Source organism: Bacillus sp. KICET-1, from assembly GCF_027721405.1.
In the GTDB taxonomy this organism is placed as follows: domain Bacteria; phylum Bacillota; class Bacilli; order Bacillales; family Bacillaceae; genus Bacillus; species Bacillus velezensis.
This window is the reverse complement of sequence record NZ_CP113515.1, coordinates 127,177-145,278: the sequence shown is the minus strand read 5'-3', so window position 1 is coordinate 145,278 and position 18,102 is coordinate 127,177. Positions and strand designations below refer to the sequence as shown.

Here is an 18,102-nt window from a genome sequence, read left to right as displayed (position 1 = left end):
ATCGATATACATTCGGTTTGTCCAGCCACCTGGTCAAGATGTCTTCCCTGCTTGACTCCCGGACCTTCTATTTTGGTCATTTCTAAAATCTGCAGAAATTGTCATCAGAAGTGTGTCTTTAAAAGCTTTACCGCATGTTCCTCCGTTAAGCCAGAAATTCAGACAGCCATTGCATGCTATTAATTGATCATTTCATTTTGGTTGGAGATAAACTTGCTTTGTTGTTTTTTTATTTGCATGTTTATATAAAATGACGTCTCGGCTGTATTGGAGGCATACCGGCACAAGAGTCCCATCTGCTGTTTCCAGGACAAAATAGTTGCGCCTATTTTGGATAAAACCTCTTTACAAATATATGGAATTGGAATATACTCTGTTCCACAAAGTACTTTGCGAAAAGAGGAGCCTGTCTTATGTCAAATCAGAATTTTCGTGAATCAGAGATAGCCGAAAACTTATCTCATATCAAGGTCTTGACGAACTACAAGACTGAGTACTCAAGGCAAACCAGTCCATATTTCATTATTTGGGGCTGTATATGGATTATTGCGTATTCCGTTTCTTTATGTAAGGTACCTTCTGTAGTCCTCGCTTGTGTCTGGTTTATACTGGCAATAGTAGGGTGGATACTGACTTTGAAGACATATCTTAAGCAGAAACAATTTGATCCCATGCCCACTTTCTTAAAGAATCAATTAAAATATGCATGGATTGGATTCATATTAGTGATATGCATTTTTGTTTTTCTGATTTTAATGGGGTTATTGCCGCGAACAGGAGAATTTCTATCGTTTTTGATCGTTTTAATGGTGTCTATTATGTACATATTCTTAGGCATCGTGTTAACAAAAGAGATTTTTGTTATGGGATTTTGGCTGAGCATACTCGGTATGCTTACATTCTGCTTATTTCCTGATGCAATGAATATTGTTTTTGCATTTATTGGCGGAGGCAGCCTATTACTTACAGGAATGATTTTGAAAAGAAAAGGGCAAGGAAATGAGTAATGTTAATAATATCAATGATTTAATACATGCCAAAGTAAGGTTGGGAATTATGAGTTTACTGATGACTTATGATCAATGTGATTTTACTTTCCTGAAAAAGTCATTAGACATCACAGATGGGAATTTAGGTTCGCATCTGAAAAAGTTAGAAGATGCAGCTTATATAGAACTAACCAAGAAGTTCGTATCCAAAAAGCCGAAGACTATTGTTCAGATTACGAAAGAAGGGAAAGCAGCCTACAAGGAGTACATTAATACAATTGAATCCATATTTAAGATGAATAACAGCGGGGGAATGGTGTAAATGCTGCAAGTTGAACATATAAGTAAGCGCTATGGCACGACTCTGGCTTTGGACAATGTGGCTTTAACAATTCCGAAAGGAGTCTGCTATGGACTTGTTGGACCGAACGGATCCGGTAAATCTACCTTAATTAAGATCATCTCGCGCATCATCCGGGAATATGACGGTAAGGTTGAATTTGTCGGCAATGAAAATGGCAGACTGGGTTATGTTCCACAGGATATCAGCCTTGAAGAAAAATTAACTGCAAAGACCAATATGGAGTTTTTCGGAAAGGTGCATGGGCTGAATGGCTTGAAACTAAAGCAAACAACAAAAAAACTGTTAGAAGATATCGGGTTGTCAGAAAGGGCAAACGACGTTGTGGAGAACTTTTCCGGAGGAATGAAGCGCCGTTTAAATATCGGGTGTGCATTAATGCACGATCCAGACTTAATTATTCTAGATGAGCCGACGGTAGGCGTGGATCCGCAATCACGCCGCTACATTTTTAAAATCGTAAATCGACTCAAAAAAGCCGGTAAAACCATTATTTATGTGAGTCATTACATGGAAGAGATTGAAACTCTTTGTGACTATGTAGCTTTTATCGACAGAGGGCAGATTATCGATGAAGGAGAAATAAATGAACTGCTTAAACGACATGAAGAATCATCTATTATGTTTAACTCCTCATTGTCTCATGAATTAATAAAGAGCCATGGTTTTGAGTTTTCAGTCGTTAATTCAGGGCTGATAATAAAAACCCAAGAACCTTTAGAAACCATGGAGCGCTTAATTAGGATCAGTAAGGAAAACAATATTGTGCCTCATCAGTTGTTTTTATATAAGCCAAAATTAGAAGATGTATTCTTTAAACTTACCGGCACTGATTTGCGTGATGAAGAATAAAGGGGGAATTTATCATGTTACCGCTCGCTCAAATTGAAACGCTAAAACAGTTAAAGGATAAGTCTCTGTTTTTTTGGACCATTATATTACCCATTGTGTCCATCATATTGCTGATTGAGCTATTTACGACAGACAGTACAAACAAAACTTTGGTAGCTTCACAATCCGTAACCGGTATGAGTGTATTCTTTTCAACATTCATTATTATCTCCATCGTTATAAGTTTTGTAAAGGATCGGGAAAAAGGAATTGTATCAAGACTGGCAAGTACCCCTTTAAAGCCTTATAACTTCTTCTTAGGAAAAAGTACCCCTTTTTTAGTCATAACTTTTATGCAAATTCTTCTCCTGTCCGTTCTGGGAATATTTCTGTATGATATTGAAATTAATAATTTTCCGGCGTATATGTGGGTTGTTGTGTTGATATCTTTACTGGTTACATCCTGGGGAGTTGCCATTTCAATCTTTGCAAAGACTGAAAATACCGGCTTGGTCATGACAAATGTGATTGCATTAGGTACCGCTGTTGTATGTGGTTTATGGACCCCTTATGATCAATTACCAAGCTATCTTCAAACTATTGGAATGCTCTTTCCTCAGTACTGGGCGCATCAAGGGTTAATTCAATCGGTCTCGACGATATCGGGAGGAGAAAGTCTAATATGGGTAACCCTTGTTGTACTGAGCTATACAATACTGGGATTTATAGTTTCTCTAATTGGATACCGGCATTACATTAAAATGGCGAGAAATTAGACCGTTGAAGAATGGGTCATTAAAACGCAGCTGGGACTAAAAGGAGAGCGGGAAATGATAAGTGAAAAACTAAAACTGTATGTCGAGGCTCTATTTAAAAAGTATGAAAAAAACTCGTTATTGAACAGAAAAAAACGGAGCTAATTCCTTTATTGGCGGGTTTGATGAAACCAGTTCACAATTTTTTTCGCTAATGAGAAACAGAAATTTGCAAGACGCGTTAAGGACCGGTGTTGGAAAACAGTTTAAGCAGTCACAAATGCCAGCTCTGCTGCATGGTTGGATTATAAAAAACAAAAGGTATACGTGAAGAAAGCATTTTTGTATATCTTTAGGGACAGGTAAAGGACTGGATGACTCCAGTCCTTTTTTTACATCAGCCAAAAAAATCTTCAAGTTTTTCAACCCCTTTGCATACAATAACTTCAGCCCGCCTGTTGGGCGGCTGTCTTTGATATTCATTTTTCGTTTTTAGAAGTTTGTGTTATTCTTATATTTGGTATCTCCTATTTTCAGACCGGGTCTGATACGGTACCTTTTAATGCCAGAAAAAAATGTGAAACGAAGAACGGATATCCTGCGTCTAATGGCTGGCGGGATAAGATGTTCAATGGGCATGACACGAATGATAAATATATCGTTTTTTAAAATGGTGTGTTTATGGGGCTGTGTGATGCTTTCGTTTTGCTCGGAAAGCAGGAATTGAAGCAAAAAGTAAGAATACAGATTTAAAGTGTTTAGGAAAGTAGAGGTTGCCATGAAGAAATTATTTTCTTACAGACTTAGTTTTTTTGTACTGGCTATTATTTTGTTTTGGGCCAAAACGTATTTAGCCTATCATGCTGAATTCAACCTTGGGGTGAAGGGTCCGACGCAGCAGTTTCTGCTTGTGATCAATCCGTTCTCAAGCGCCATTTTCTTTTTAGGACTGGCATTGTTTGCGAAAGGCCGCAAATCAGCGATTATCATGGTGATTATTGATTTCATCATGACGTTTATTTTGTATGCAAATATCCTATTCTATCGATTCTTCGATGATTTCTTGACATTCCCGAACTTAAAGCAATCCGGTAATGTCGGAAATATGGGAGACGGCATCTTCAGCATTATGTCCGGCCATGATATTTTATACTTTGTTGATATTATTATTTTAATCGCGCTTCTGGTGTGGAGACGTGAGCTGAAGGAATTCAAGCTGAAAAAACGGTATACGTCATTAATTATCGTGACGGGTATTGTTTTGTTCTTCGTGAACCTGGCGATTGCCGAAGAGGACCGCCCGGAGCTGCTGACAAGAACGTTTGACCGCAATTACATTGTAAAATACTTAGGCCTTTATAATTACACGATTTATGACGGCGTGCAGACGGCGCAGACGGAATCACAGCGGGCATATGCCAGCAGCGATGACCTGACGAGCGTTGAAAACTACACATCCTCGCATTATGCGAAGCCGAACGCCGAGTATTTCGGCAAGGCCAAAGGCAAAAACATTATTAAGATTCACTTGGAAAGTTTCCAAACGTTTTTGATCAACTACAAACTTGACGGAAAAGAAGTCACGCCGTTCCTGAATAAACTCGCCCGCGGCGGAGAGGACATGACGTACTTTGATAACTTTTTCCACCAAACAGGCCAAGGTAAAACATCTGACGCCGAGCTGATGATGGATAACAGCCTGTTCGGACTGCCTGAAGGGTCAGCCTTCGTGACAAAAGGGGAAAACACGTATCAATCGCTTCCTGCCATCCTTAACCAAAGTGAGGGCTATACAAGCGCCGTTTTACACGGTGACTACAAATCATTCTGGAACCGTGACCAGATATACAAACATATCGGCTACGATAAATTCTTTGACGCCAGCACATACGATATGTCTGATGACAACCTTGTCAATTTGGGGCTGAAGGATAAACCATTCTTCAAAGAATCCATTCCGAAGCTTCAATCGCTGAAACAGCCGTTCTATGCGCATTTGCTCACGCTGACGAACCATTATCCGTTTACGCTTGATGAAAAAGACGCAACGATCGAAAAAGCGAAAACGGGCGACGCGACTGTGGATGACTATTTCCAGACGGCGCGTTATCTCGACGAGGCGCTTGAACAGTTCTTTAAAGATCTGAAGTCATCCGGTTTATATGACAACTCGGTGATTATGCTTTACGGAGACCACTACGGAATCTCTGAAAACCATAACCGCGCGATGAAAGAAATTCTCGGCAAAGAAATTACGCCTTATCAAAACGCGCAGAATCAGCGTGTGCCGCTTATGATTCGCATCCCCGGCAAAAAAGGCGGGGTGAACCATACGTACGGCGGTGAAATGGACGTTGTGCCGACGATCCTTCACTTGGAAGGCATCGATTCTAGGAAATATATTAATTTCGGCACCGATCTCTTCTCGAAAGACCATGATGATACGGTGGCGTTCCGTAACGGAGATTACGTCACGCCGAAATATACTTCCATCTCCAATGTCGTATACGATACGAAGACAGGAAAAGAACTGAAAGGCAATCAGGAAACGAAAAACCTGAAAGCCAGAGTCACAGAGCAGCTGAAGCTGTCTGACAGCGTGATGTACAAAGACCTGCTCAGATTCCACAAATTGAGCGACTTTACGCCGGTTGATCCGTCTAAATATCATTACGGCAAAGAAAAGCTGAATCAGGATAATAAATAATAGAAAGAGCCTTACGGAATTTCCGTAAGGCTCTTTTTTTGTGTGTATCTTCACCAATCTGAAAAAAGAGAGAGCTTTTGGTCACAAAGGGCGCCAATCTCTCATATCTTACAGTAGATTTTGAAACCGGTGATAGAGAATCGGACAAATTATCGGGTTGGTTTCTCTTATACGGGCGGTTTCGAATCCAATATTCACAGAGAAGAGGGGTAGAGATGAAAGCAGTCATTCTCTGCGGCGGAAAAGGAACGAGAATGAGCGAAATCACCAATGAACGTCCCAAACCGCTCGCCATGATAGGCGGCAAACCGATTCTATGGCATATTATGAAACTCTATCAATACTATGGCGTGAACGAATTTATCCTGCTTCTTGGTTTCAAAGGAGAGATGATTAAGGAATATTTCTTAGATTATGACTGGAAGAATCACAGCATGACGCTGGACAGCTCTACCGGAGAAGTGCGGATATTGGGAAAATCCGAGCCGTGGAAAATCACTTTTTTAGACACGGGGGAACACACGCAGACAGCGGGGCGGCTTTTACAGGCGAAGGACATCATCGGTGATGAAACCTTTCTTATGACGTACGGGGACGGACTGGCGAACATCAACCTGTTTCATCTGATCAGCTATCATCAATCAAAAGGGGCTGCGGCGACCGTCACCGGTATAGAAAAGACCTCGCAATTCGGAACGCTGACGGTTGAAGACGGTATGGCGAAAAGCTTTTCTGAAAAAACCTCAAGTGACGGCATCATCAACGGCGGATTTTTCGTGCTCAGCCCGAAGGTATTTGATTATCTGCCGAAAGACAGAGACGTCATGTTTGAAGAAGAACCGCTGAAGGAGCTGGCAAAGGACGGCGAATTGGCGGTATACCGGCATTACGGTTTCTGGACGGCGATCGATACGTATAAAAACCTGCTGGAAATCAACAAGATGTGGGACCGGGGACAACATGTATGGAAGGTATGGTGATCAAGTTTGAGTTTCTGGAAAAATAAAAATGTGTTTGTGACGGGACTTGTCCGTGACACTGTGCCCAAGTCGAACCTGTATCAGGGAGAACAAGTGAAGCAAATGAATATCGTGCACGGCGCGCTTGAAGATCTGGATGTGATTGAGCGGGCGCTGGGCGAATATGAAATTGACACGGTCTTTCATTTAGCCGCTCAGGCGATCGTCGGCGTCGCAAACCGCAATCCGATTTCCACATTTGAAGCCAATATTCTCGGAACATGGAACATCCTTGAAGCGTGCCGCAGGCATCCGCTCATCAAACGGGTGATCGTCGCGTCCAGTGATAAAGCGTACGGCGACCAGCCGACACTGCCGTACGATGAAAACATGCCTCTTCAGGGCAAACATCCGTATGACGTATCAAAAAGCTGTGCCGATTTGTTAAGCCACACATATTTTAATACGTACGGACTTCCGGTCTGTATTACGCGCTGCGGCAACTTGTACGGCGGCGGAGATTTGAACTTCAACCGGATTATTCCGCAGACGATTCAGCTCGTGCTGAACGGTGAAGCGCCGGAAATCCGCAGCGACGGCACATTTATCCGTGATTATTTTTACATCGAGGATGCGGTCGAGGCATACCTTTTGCTGGCGGAAAAGATGGAGGAGCTCAATCTTGCGGGAGAAGCGTTCAACTTCAGCAATGAGATTCAGCTGACGGTGCTGGAACTTGTAGAAAAAATTCTTAAGGCCATGGACAGTGACCTCAAGCCGAAAGTGCTCAACCAGGGAAGCCACGAAATCAAGCACCAATATTTATCAGCGGAAAAGGCGAGGAAGCTTCTGAATTGGACGCCCGCGCATACCATTGATGAAGGATTGGAAAAAACGATCGAATGGTATAAAGCCTTTTTTCAAAAGTAACAGAAACAGAGGTGAGAGAAAGACGTGACAAGCGCATATTGCACAGTTTTATCAAAAGGAAGGCTGTATCAGGCCATCGCTTTGTTCGGCTCATTGAAAGCGGTTCAGGCGGACGCCCCCATTTTTACTTTGTGTATGGATCAAGACACCTATGACGTGCTTCAGGCAATGCGGCCGGATAATGTCACCTTGATTCAGGTGTCCGCACTGGAAAATGAGGAGCTCCTTGAACTGAAGCGGACGAGGGATCAGAGCGAATATTGCTGGACGGTGAAGCCGGTATTTCTCGAATTCGTGCTGGACGGACATCCGGAATTAGAGCGTGTCACGTACATTGATGCCGATTTGTTTTTCTTCGCTGATCCGCGCGCGATTTTTGACAATCAGCCGGATTGTTCGGTGCTTCTGTCACGGGGCGATATCGTCATTCCCTCATTTGAAAAACAGGAAATCGACATGCTGCAGCGTCTTTTAGGCCGGTATAATTCCGGTTTTCTCAGCTTCAAAACCGACAGTGCCGGCACAGATTGTCTCAGATGGTGGAAAGAACGCTGCCTTGAGGAATGCAAAAATGCGCCGGGCGAAGGAAAATTCGGAGATCAAGGCTACTTGGATTACATGTCCGGCCTGTTCCCGAATGTGTGTGACATCACCACGCCCGGCGTGAATATCGGCCATTGGAATTACGGCCGCCACACGTTTTCATGGAAGGACGGGCGTCTTGTGCTCGAAGACGGAAGTCCGCTGATTTTCTATCATTTCAGCGGATACCGGATCGTTACAGCCGGCGACATTCGGCAGATTCATGAGACGGACCGGACCGACCTGCCGTTTGTCCATCAGCTTTACCAGGACATTCTGAAGCGGGTGATCGGGACGGTCAGCGCCGTCTGCCCGGAGTTCAGCGGCTTTGCATCTGAGGATGATAACAAATAAATGATCATATACAGGAAGTGAACGAAAAGTGAAGGCAAGCGTCATTGTTCCCGCATATAATTCCAAGGAGAGGCTTTATAACAGCCTGCTGACCTTGAATGAACAGGAATGCACAGAGCCGTTCGAAGTGATTGTGGCTGACAACGGTTCGGAAGACGGAACCTTATCCATGCTTGAATCATTCAGCGCGAATTTTCCGCTGATTTTTGTGAGAATTAAAGAAAACAGAGGGATCGCTTACGGCCGGAATCAGGCGGTCCGCAATGCCAGAGGCGATATTTTGATCTTCCATGACAGCGACATGCTTGCCGAAAAGGATTTGGTGGCGAAGCATATCAAGGCTCATGAGAACCGGGACGATTTAGTCGTATGCGGTATGTTCTGGAAGCGGATTTACAGCTTTTATTATGACCGTTTTGAAAAAGAGCATAAAGAGAAACTCGCCGAACTGTATGAAGAGCTGCCGGGCGATAAAGAGCCGCTCCTTGAAGAAGGTGACATCAGAGACGGAAGTTTTCTTGACCAATGCTTTGATTTAGATACCGACTTTATCCGTGTGCTGAAAAGCATTTTGGAAAAATACGGAGATGATTTGAACGGCTACCGTCTGCCGTGGCGTTTTTTCATTACGAACAATTCGTCAGTCAAGAGACAGCACGTGGCAGATCTCGGCCTGTTTGATGAAGGCATTGTCAGATACGGCTTTGAAGATTATGATCTCGGCATCAGGCTTCATCAGTCGGGAATGAGATTTCAGCTGCGGCGCGATATCATGAGCGTCCATCAGGAGCATCCGAGCAACTGCGCTTCCGTTGATGACATCAGGGCGAACATCGCGTACATGTGCGACAAGTACAATGACATTCATTCGCTTGACGTGCACCTCGCGTTTAACGGCCCGTTTGACGCGGAGTTAACCAACAGCATGATGGCAGACATCGAAGTGCTGCTTGATTATGAGAAATATGAAAGCCTGCTGCACATTTTTCTCGAACTGCTCCACGCGGTTAAAGACCGCAACCTCGACCCGGACTGGAAGACGAAAAGCCCGCGGATCACGGCGAACAGCTTCAATCTGCCGGAGGTCGGGAAGCTTTTGGCAAAAGCGGAAAAAAAGCTGGGCGTCACGCACTTTGCAAGGGCGTTCAAAGCGCTGGCTGCTGATTTACTGCATGTGGATCTTAAATAAATTGGATGTGATATGGTGAGTAAATATCATTTTTCAACCATTGTTTCCAGAACGCATATCTTTAAACTGATGCCGATGATTCATTCTCTCCATGAGCATTGCCGGGATTTTCATCTGTATGTGCTGTGTGTCGATCAGAAAGCGTATGAATTGCTTCAGCAGGTGCCGTGGGAACATGTCACGGCGGTTCAGCTCCATGAAATGGAGGACCCGGAGCTGCTTGAAGCAAAGGGCGGCCGGACGTTTCATGAATATTGCTGGACGCTGAAGCCGGCATTTCTGTTCCATGTGATGACAGAGTATGATGAAGCTGAATATTTTGCCCACTTGGACACCGATCTCTTTTTCTTCTCAGATGCGGGCGAGCTGTTTGCGGAAAAGCCGGATGCTTCCCTTTTTCTGACGGATCACCGCAATTCAGAACGGTTTGCGTCTTATTACAAGCTGACAGGGCAGTACAACACCGGGTTTGTCGGCGCGCGGAATACCGGGGAAGCGTATCGGGCGGTCTGGCAGTGGAGACAGGATTGCATCTCCTATTGTACGGTGGAGATGAATGAAGAAAAAAAGACATACGGTGACCAAAGGTATGTTGAAAAGTGGCCCGCGCAGTTTGAACACGTTCATGTCACGGAGTCGATCGGCGCGAATGCGGCGCTGTGGAATATTGAGCAATATGACGTCAGCCTGCGCGACGGGGCTGTATATGTCAATGACACCCCGCTGATTTTTTATCATTTTTCAGGCTTTACGCTCGTCACGGAGAACGAATTCAATCTGTGCTGGTACTATCACATTGATGACGAGGCGACAGTCAATATGATTTACGTGCCGTACATCAAAAACGTGAAAAAATGGATTGATGAAATTCAAAAAGCATTTCCCGATTTCAGAGACGGGTTTATTCCGAAATATGCGGTTCCTGACACCCATTTTTATACGGTTGAAACATAAAATCCCTGCCTTTTCGGCAGGGATTGTTTTTATGAATGCCATTCTTTTAATGTTTTGTCGCTCGGCAGGACAAAGGCGAGCAGACCTAAAACGGGCAGAAAGGCGACGGCTGTCATGGTCGGCGTCAATCCCGCTGAATCAATAAGAGCTCCGAGCGCAACGGCTCCGATCGCGCCCATTCCGAAGGCGAGCCCGACCGTAAGCCCTGACATCGTTCCGATTTTGCCTGGAACAAGCTCCTGCGCGTAGACAACCGTCACGGAGAAGCTGGACATCAGAACAACACCGATCAGCGCCAGTACGCCATAGGCGATGACAGGCCCCGCAAAGGGAAGGAAAATCGTCAATGGAGCCGACGCTATCATCGAAACGATGATGACGTTCCGCTTTCCGAAACGGTCTGCAAGCGGCCCGCCGAGAAACGTTCCGACAGCTCCGAAAAATAAAAAGACGAAGATGTAGCTCTGTGCCTGCTGAATGCTGACATGATAGGCATTCATCGCATAGAACGTATAAAAGTTGCCGATCGCGCTCACATACCAGGAGCGCGCGAAAATTAAGAAGATAATCATGATAAGGGCGAGAATAATCGGTTTTGTAATCACGGTCTGCACAGCGGCGGCCGGTGATTTTTTACTTACGGCGCGCAAATGAATAAGGCGGCCTTTATACCATTTGGCGATATAAATGAGAAACAGCACAGCGATTGCGGCGACAAGCGTAAACCAGACAGAGCCGAATTGACCGAGCGGAACGAGAATCAGCGCGGTAATCAAGGGCGCCATCGCCTGGCCGGTATTCCCTCCGACTTGGTAAATCGATTGCGCCAAGCCGCGCTTTTCGCCGGCGGCCATGTAGGCGACACGCGATCCTTCAGGATGAAAGACGGCGGAGCCAAGGCCGATAAAAAAGACACAGCATAAAATCGTCAGAAAAGACGGGGCGAACGCGAGACCTAAAATGCCGAGCATGCTTGCGGTGAGTCCGAGCGGCAAAGCATACGGCATCGGGCGTTTATCCGTATACCAGCCGATGACGGGCTGCATCACGGAAGACACCATATTCAGCGTAAAGGCGATCATTCCGAGCTGCGTAAATGTAAGATTCATGGAACGTTCCAAAATCGGAAACATCGCCGGAATCACCGCTTGCAGTGAATCGTTCAGCAGATGACAGATCCCGATAATGAACAAAATAGAATACATGGTTGTCTCGGGACGATGGACAGGTTTTTCTTTAAGCGGGGCGGCAATTGCCAAAGTGATTCTCCTCCTTTTTATGTAAACGAAGCATACACCATATTATTCATAAGGTGAATGAATTATCAAGTGCAAAAAAGGCTCTTCTTTCTCAAAAAGAAAAAAGAGCCTCCCTTTTTATTTATTTAACAAACTGTGTTTTCTCGAATACATCATATAAACGACGATCCCGGCGGCGATCCAGATGACAAAGGCGATCCATGTCACGCCCGGCAGGCTGCTTGCGAGATACAGGCATAAGCATGCGCTGATGATCGGCACAACAGGCACGAAAGGAACACGGAAGGAAGATTTGATCTCCGGATGTTTCTTTCTTAAAACGATAACGGCGATCGCAATGACCGTAAAGGCCGCCAAGGTTCCCATGTTGACGAGATGCGCCAAGGTTCCCAGATCAATAAAACCCGCGATCCCGGCGGCAGCGATCCCCGTCACCCATGTGTTTTGAAACGGTGTTTTAAAACGCGGGTGAACCTTGGAAAACATGCGTGGCAAAAGGCCGTCTCTGCTCATCGCAAATGTAAGGCGCACCTGAGCGTAAAGCAGAGCGAGCATGACCGTTGTAATCCCGATAATCGCGCCGACAGAAATAATGCCTGCTATCTTGTTCTGGCCGACAAATTGGAGCGCGAAAGATACCGGATCTCCGACATTCAGCTTGGTGTACGAAAGCATTCCCGTCAGGACGAGCGATACCGTAATATAAAGGATGGTGCAGATGGCAAGCGCGCCGATGATTCCGACCGGCATTGATTTCTGCGGGTTTTTCACTTCTTCCGACGCGTTTGACACGGCATCAAATCCGAGATACGCGAAGAAAACGGTCGCGGCGCTCGTGATGACGCCTTTCATTCCGAACGGCATAAACGGCGACCAGTTTTCCGGTTTCACGTAGCCGAAACCGACAATGATAAACAGCAGAATGATCGCAATTTTCATCAATACAATGACATTGTTAAAGCGGGTGCTTTCTTTCACGCCCCTTGAAACAATCGCGGTAATGACCAAAATAATGATAACGGCCGGCAGGTTGAACACGGCACCCGTTTTGCTGCCGGGTGCGGCGGTCAGCGCCTCCGGAAGATGCAGCCCGAAGCCTGCAAGAAGCGACTGGAAATAAGATGACCAGCCGGTTGCGACGGCGGCGAGCGCGATAACATATTCAAGCATTAAGTCCCATCCGATTAAAAACGCGAGACACTCCCCGAGAGTGACATATGAATACGTATATACGCTGCCTGAAATCGGAATGGATGAAGAAAATTCCGCATAACAAAACGCGGCGAGCGCGCAGGCAAGGCCCGCGAGCACAAACGACAGAATCAAAGCCGGTCCTGCGCCTGTCGCGGCCACAGTCCCGGTAATCACAAAAATCCCCGTGCCGACAACACAGCCGATTCCGAGCAAAACCAAGTCAAAAGCGCTTAACGAGCGGGACAGGCTGGTCTGTTTGCTCTGGGCCTTTAAGTCGGCCAGCGGCTTTTTCCGAAATAGTAAAGACATATGGGTCCTCCTGAAAATTCATAATATTCTTATCATTATATACACTGACGTTTGTATTATATTGTCGAAATTTCTCGCAGTCAATTAAAGAATTTTCCACTTTAAAAGGACAAAGCTAAAAAGCGTCGATGCACGGAAGGAAAGGGAATTTTATTGTGAAATAGTTCAATTTTCTCACCTTAAGACCGATACAAAAGATGACTCATCAACTAATTTCAAGTTTCGGTGAAAGGGAGATGTTTACATGTTTCAATATGAAGAACTAAATAAGCAGTTTATCGGCGGCCGATGGAGGGATGGAAGCAGCCGGAACGTATTGGAAAACAGAAATCCTTATACTCAAAAAGTCATCACCTCATTCCGAAAAGCGACGCCTGATGACGTGGATGCGGCATATTGCGCCGCGGCTCTTGCGAAACAAGAATGGGACAAAGTAAACCCTTTTAAAAAGCGGGCCATTTTGGAAAAAGCCGTTTCTTTCATTGAAGAGCACGAAGAAGCGATTATTTACTTAATCATGGAGGAGCTTGGCGGAACACGGCTGAAGGCTGAGTTTGAAATCGGACTTGTCAAAAATATGATAAAAGAAGCCGCAACATTTCCGGTGCGGATGGAAGGGAAAATTCTCCCGTCCACGATTGACGGAAAAGAAAACAGGCTGTACAGAATACCCGCCGGAGTCGTGGGGGTGATCAGCCCGTTTAATTTCCCGTTTTTCCTTTCGATGAAATCTGTTGCGCCGGCACTCGGCGCGGGGAACGGCGTCGTGCTGAAGCCTCATGAAGAAACGCCGATCTGCGGCGGAACGCTTATCGCGAAAATTTTTGAAGCGGCCGGCGTACCGGACGGGCTGCTGAATGTCATCGTGACGGATATCGGGGAGATCGGCGACAGCTTTGTTGAGCATCCCGTGCCGCGGATAATCTCATTTACAGGTTCAACCGGAGTGGGCAGCTATATCGGACAGCTTGCGGTCAAACACTTTAAAAAACCGCTGTTGGAGCTTGGCGGAAACAGCGCGCTGATCGTGCTTGAGGATGCTGATCTTGAATACGCCGTCAATGCGGCCGTATTCAGCCGGTTTACGCATCAAGGCCAGATCTGTATGTCGGCGAACCGCGTGCTCGTTCACACATCTGTATATGACAAATTTACAGAGCTTTACGAAGCGAAAGTGTCATCGCTGAAAGTCGGCGATCCGATGGACCCTGATACGGTTATCGGTCCTTTAATCAATGAGAGACAGGCGGAAGGTCTGAGACGGTCTGTCGAAAAAGCGATAGAAGAGGGAGCGGTTCCGGTGCTGTCCGGCCGATTCAGCGGAACGGTCGCTGAGCCCGTCATTTTAAAAGATGTAAAGCCTGAGATGAGCATCGCGAAGGAGGAGCTGTTCGGACCGGCCGTCTGCATCATGCCGTTTGAAACGGAGGATGAAGCGGTAAGCATCGCAAACGCGACACCGTTCGGTTTAAGCGGAGCCGTGCATACAGCAAACGTTGAGCGCGGCGTTGAGTTTGCTAAGCGGATCGAAACCGGCATGATTCACGTCAACGATACGACCATTAATGATGAACCGAACGTCGCGTTCGGCGGCGAGAAGCAATCAGGTCTCGGCAGGCTGAACGGCGAATGGAGCCTTGAAGAATTCACCACGCTGAAATGGATTTCGGTTCAGCATGAAAAACGGCAATTCCCATATTAAGAAGGAGTGAAAGAAATGAGTATACAGACGGAGCAGCACACGCACAGCCTGCTTGACGCTTTTGTCAAAGTTGCGCCTTTTTTAAACAGCCTGATCCAAGATGACATCACCATCGGAATTTATGATACAGAAAAATTAATCGTGAATATTCCGGCTAAAACGTTTTCTCTTAATGTAAAGCCGGGGGACCCGCTGCAAAAAGGGGACATCATTACAGACGCGATCCGCATGAATCAGAAGAAGACAAGCATGGTGCCGAAAGAGCTGTTCGGATTTCCGCTGATCGCCAGAGCGATTCCGCTTCATGATGAAAACGGAAAAGTCATCGGCGGCGTCGGTCTCGGCACGAGCCTTGAAAAATCAGCCAAGCTTCATGATGTCGCTGAAAGCCTGTCCGCCGTCGTGGAACAGACCGCTTCGGCGATCGCGGATATCTCAGAATCCATCAACGGCTTTTCAGCGCAGATGACCGGGATTTCCGCTCAGGCGAAACAAGTCAGTGAAAGCGCGGGAGAAATCGCCGACATTTCCGTCACTGTCAAGGGCATCTCGGATCAAAGCAATCTGCTCGGTTTGAATGCGGCCATTGAAGCCGCGAGAGCAGGAGAATCCGGAAAGGGCTTTTCCGTGGTGGCGGATGAGATCCGCAAGCTTGCCACTCATTCAAAAGACAATGTCGGCCAAATTGACCAGATTACGAAAAAAATCCACAGCCTGCTGAAAGGGCTGGAGGACTCAATTGAATCCATCAACCAGAACACGGACGGCCAAGCGGCGGCGGTTGAACAAATTTCTGCCACGATGCAGGAGATTTCAGGAAGCGCCCAGCATTTAGCGAAAATGGCTGAAAACGTGCTCGGAGAATCATAAAAAAAAAGGGAGCTTACGGGCTCCTTTTTTGTTTTCCCTTTATCAAGCGGAAACTGCACTTACACGTTTGATCCGTCATGCTAAAGGGGTACACATACGAATACATCACCAATGATAAAGGAGAGTCTTGTATGTCTGATGCAAATCTGCACAACCCGCTGACGAAATATGATCATGATGAATTTCCAAAACAATATCAAGAACCGCCCGGTTTGCAGAAAGAGATGAAGCCTGTGCCGGACTGCGGTGAAACAAGCTATAAAGGAGCCGGCAAGCTGAAGGGAAGAAAAGCCCTCGTCACCGGCGGCGATTCAGGTATCGGCCGGGCCGCCGCAATTGCTTATGCCCGGGAAGGGGCGGATGTGGCCATTAACTATCTGCCTGAGGAACAGCCGGATGCAGAAGAAGTGAAAGCGTTAATTGAAAAAGAGGGAAGAAAAGCCGTTCTGCTGCCGGGAGATTTAAGCGATGAAGCGTTTTGCGGAGAATTGGCGGAAAAAGCGTATCAAGAGCTTGGCGGTCTTGACACGCTCGCTCTTGTTGCCGGCAAACAGCAGGCAGTGGATGATATCAGCGATCTTACTACAGAACAAATCTATCAAACATTTGAAGTCAACGTATTCTCACTGTATTGGCTCGTCAAAGCCGCGCTTCCGTATCTGCCGGAAGGCGCGTCTATTATCACGACAACGTCCGTAGAAGGGTATAATCCAAGCCCGATGCTGTTGGATTATGCCGCGACGAAACATGCCATTATCGGTTTTACCGTCGGCCTAGGAAAGCAGCTGGCGAATAAAGGAATCAGAGTCAACTCGGTAGCGCCGGGGCCGATCTGGACACCGCTGCAGATTTCAGGAGGACAGCCCGGTGAAAACATTCCGAAATTCGGCAAGGAAACACCGGCCGTTCCATTACAGCGTGCCGGACAGCCGGCGGAGCTGGCAGGAATTTATGTCTTTTTGGCCTCAGAAGAATCGAGTTATGTGACATCCCAAATTTACAGTGTAAGCGGAGGAATTCCGACAGCGTAATCAAAAAGGAGCTGCCCTTCATACGGGGCAGCTCTTATTTTCGTTGTTATGTGCCGAGCACGTTTTGATTATACAGGACACTCGGATGTGACGGATGATAGGAGGCGGCTTTGTCGTTATGAATCTTCGCTTTTTCTCTGTCGCCGAGCTGCCAGTGGCAGACGCAGAGCTGCAGATGGGGATACCAGGTGGAATATTCGAGCTGGGTAAAGCCTGCATCACTGCTTTTGGCGGATAGGGCGAGCTCATACCAAAACACGCCCTGCCGGTATTGCCGTTTCTCCGCAAAATAGTCGCCGAGCCTGCAGCAGAACTCCGGACGCGGACAATCGATCAGAAATGATTTTAAGAGAGACGTCATGGCGGTCTCTTCATGGCCGACCGCCCTGTAGCAATCGGATAGATATTGGCACGTTCTGATCTCGTCTTCAATCCAGCACTGTTTTGTGGAAAGAAAATGGTGATAATACGTGATGGCGCGCTGATACTGGCCGTGATCCTTTAATTCATTCGCGAAGTAAAACAAATCGCGCGGTGTCATCGTTTCACTGTTTTCCGCCATTTTCTCATAAATCTTCAAGTTGCGGTCTGAGGGAGGCGAGTGCTTTTTCTCGGATTTCCGGTGTGTGACGGCAATATCGGTTTCTATGATGTTTCCGTATACTTCAAGATACTCATGCACGGCTCCGATCCAGCGGAACCCTTTTTCACGCTTGACGAGTCGGTTGCGGCGGTATCTGAAGCTGACCTCTCCCCGAGCATCAAAGCCGACGTGATAATACATGGATACCGCGTCCACCTCTTTTGAAAGCGACGCCTTCAGTTCAATCAGCTTTTCACGGTCCTTTTCCGTCAATATATCGTCGGCGTCCAGCCACAGAATATAATCCATTTCTGCTTTCGAAAACACAAAGTTACGGGCGGCCGCAAAGTGATCGATCCATTCAAAATCATAAATCTTATCCGTATAACGGGCCGCGATTTCTTTCGTCCGGTCAGTCGAGCCCGTATCAGCAATCACAATTTCATCCGCAATGTCTTTGACGGAATCAAGACAGCCCGCAAGCACTTCCTCTTCATTTTTCACGATAACGCACAAACTGACGCTGATCATGTCATCACCTCT

At 46.4% G+C, this 18,102-nt stretch carries 15 protein-coding genes and 1 pseudogene; 13 read left to right on the top strand and 3 right to left on the bottom strand.

Annotation, left to right across the window (positions count from 1 at the left end; all coding sequences use genetic code 11):
- The first annotated feature begins 413 nt into the window (after positions 1 to 413).
- From OVA33_RS00700 to OVA33_RS00655, 10 genes are all read left to right on the top strand, one after another.
- Positions 414 to 1,007, top strand: coding sequence for a hypothetical protein (locus tag OVA33_RS00700; RefSeq protein WP_014417145.1), 594 nt, complete (start codon positions 414 to 416; stop codon positions 1,005 to 1,007).
- Positions 1,000 to 1,311, top strand: coding sequence for a winged helix-turn-helix domain-containing protein (locus OVA33_RS00695; protein ID WP_014417146.1), 312 nt, complete (start codon positions 1,000 to 1,002; stop codon positions 1,309 to 1,311). Before OVA33_RS00700 ends, OVA33_RS00695 begins: the two co-directional genes overlap by 8 nt.
- A complete protein-coding gene (locus OVA33_RS00690; RefSeq protein WP_014417147.1) occupies positions 1,312 to 2,202 on the top strand; it encodes an ABC transporter ATP-binding protein in 891 nt (296 codons plus the stop codon).
- Between the two features lie 14 nt (positions 2,203 to 2,216).
- The gene (locus OVA33_RS00685) at positions 2,217 to 2,957 is read left to right on the top strand and encodes an ABC transporter permease (RefSeq protein ID WP_063637011.1); all 741 of its coding nucleotides are present in this window, start codon (positions 2,217 to 2,219) and stop codon (positions 2,955 to 2,957) included.
- Positions 2,958 to 3,714: 757 nt separating this feature from the next.
- Complete coding sequence (locus OVA33_RS00680) at positions 3,715 to 5,643, top strand: lipoteichoic acid synthase (protein WP_014417149.1); 1,929 nt, start codon at positions 3,715 to 3,717, stop codon at positions 5,641 to 5,643.
- 215 nt (positions 5,644 to 5,858) lie between these two features.
- Entirely contained in the window at positions 5,859 to 6,623 is a 765-nt protein-coding gene (gene rfbF / locus OVA33_RS00675) for a glucose-1-phosphate cytidylyltransferase (protein ID WP_052827163.1), read from the top strand.
- Positions 6,624 to 6,629: 6 nt separating this feature from the next.
- The gene (locus OVA33_RS00670) at positions 6,630 to 7,532 is read left to right on the top strand and encodes a GDP-mannose 4,6-dehydratase (protein WP_128974194.1); all 903 of its coding nucleotides are present in this window, start codon (positions 6,630 to 6,632) and stop codon (positions 7,530 to 7,532) included.
- A 24-nt stretch (positions 7,533 to 7,556) separates the two neighbouring features.
- Positions 7,557 to 8,468: a putative nucleotide-diphospho-sugar transferase gene (locus OVA33_RS00665; protein ID WP_014417151.1), complete on the top strand. Its 912-nt coding sequence runs from the start codon at positions 7,557 to 7,559 to the stop codon at positions 8,466 to 8,468.
- A 28-nt stretch (positions 8,469 to 8,496) separates the two neighbouring features.
- Positions 8,497 to 9,657 carry a glycosyltransferase family 2 protein gene (locus OVA33_RS00660; RefSeq protein WP_063637009.1) on the top strand — a complete coding sequence of 387 codons (1,161 nt, stop codon included), beginning with the start codon at positions 8,497 to 8,499 and terminating at the stop codon, positions 9,655 to 9,657.
- A 15-nt stretch (positions 9,658 to 9,672) separates the two neighbouring features.
- The gene (locus OVA33_RS00655) at positions 9,673 to 10,611 is read left to right on the top strand and encodes a putative nucleotide-diphospho-sugar transferase (RefSeq protein ID WP_014417153.1); all 939 of its coding nucleotides are present in this window, start codon (positions 9,673 to 9,675) and stop codon (positions 10,609 to 10,611) included.
- Positions 10,612 to 10,640: 29 nt separating this feature from the next.
- On the opposite strand, the gene OVA33_RS00650 is transcribed toward OVA33_RS00655, so the two are convergent.
- The gene (locus tag OVA33_RS00650; protein ID WP_014417154.1) at positions 10,641 to 11,870 is read right to left on the bottom strand and encodes an MFS transporter; all 1,230 of its coding nucleotides are present in this window, start codon (positions 11,868 to 11,870) and stop codon (positions 10,641 to 10,643) included.
- 117 nt (positions 11,871 to 11,987) lie between these two features.
- On the bottom strand, positions 11,988 to 13,373 hold the full coding sequence (locus OVA33_RS00645; protein ID WP_061861946.1) for a branched-chain amino acid transporter BcaP: 1,386 nt from the start codon (positions 13,371 to 13,373) through the stop codon (positions 11,988 to 11,990).
- Positions 13,374 to 13,617: 244 nt separating this feature from the next.
- Here OVA33_RS00645 and OVA33_RS00640 point away from each other — a divergent pair, with 244 nt between their 5' ends.
- The 3 genes and pseudogenes from OVA33_RS00640 (at position 13,618) to OVA33_RS00630 (ending at position 16,976) form a co-directional block, all read left to right on the top strand.
- On the top strand, positions 13,618 to 15,075 hold the full coding sequence (locus OVA33_RS00640) for a benzaldehyde dehydrogenase (protein ID WP_063637008.1): 1,458 nt from the start codon (positions 13,618 to 13,620) through the stop codon (positions 15,073 to 15,075).
- A gap of 504 nt (positions 15,076 to 15,579) precedes the next feature.
- Positions 15,580 to 15,945, top strand: a pseudogene (locus OVA33_RS20640) (methyl-accepting chemotaxis protein); the annotation flags it as partial.
- A 131-nt stretch (positions 15,946 to 16,076) separates the two neighbouring features.
- Positions 16,077 to 16,976 (top strand): SDR family oxidoreductase, encoded by a 900-nt coding sequence (locus OVA33_RS00630; RefSeq protein WP_014304589.1) that lies wholly within the window; start codon positions 16,077 to 16,079, stop codon positions 16,974 to 16,976.
- A 46-nt stretch (positions 16,977 to 17,022) separates the two neighbouring features.
- Here OVA33_RS00630 and OVA33_RS00625 read toward each other — a convergent pair whose 3' ends face one another.
- Positions 17,023 to 18,090, bottom strand: coding sequence for a glycosyltransferase (locus OVA33_RS00625; RefSeq protein WP_128974195.1), 1,068 nt, complete (start codon positions 18,088 to 18,090; stop codon positions 17,023 to 17,025).
- Between the last annotated feature and the right edge of the window lie 12 nt (positions 18,091 to 18,102).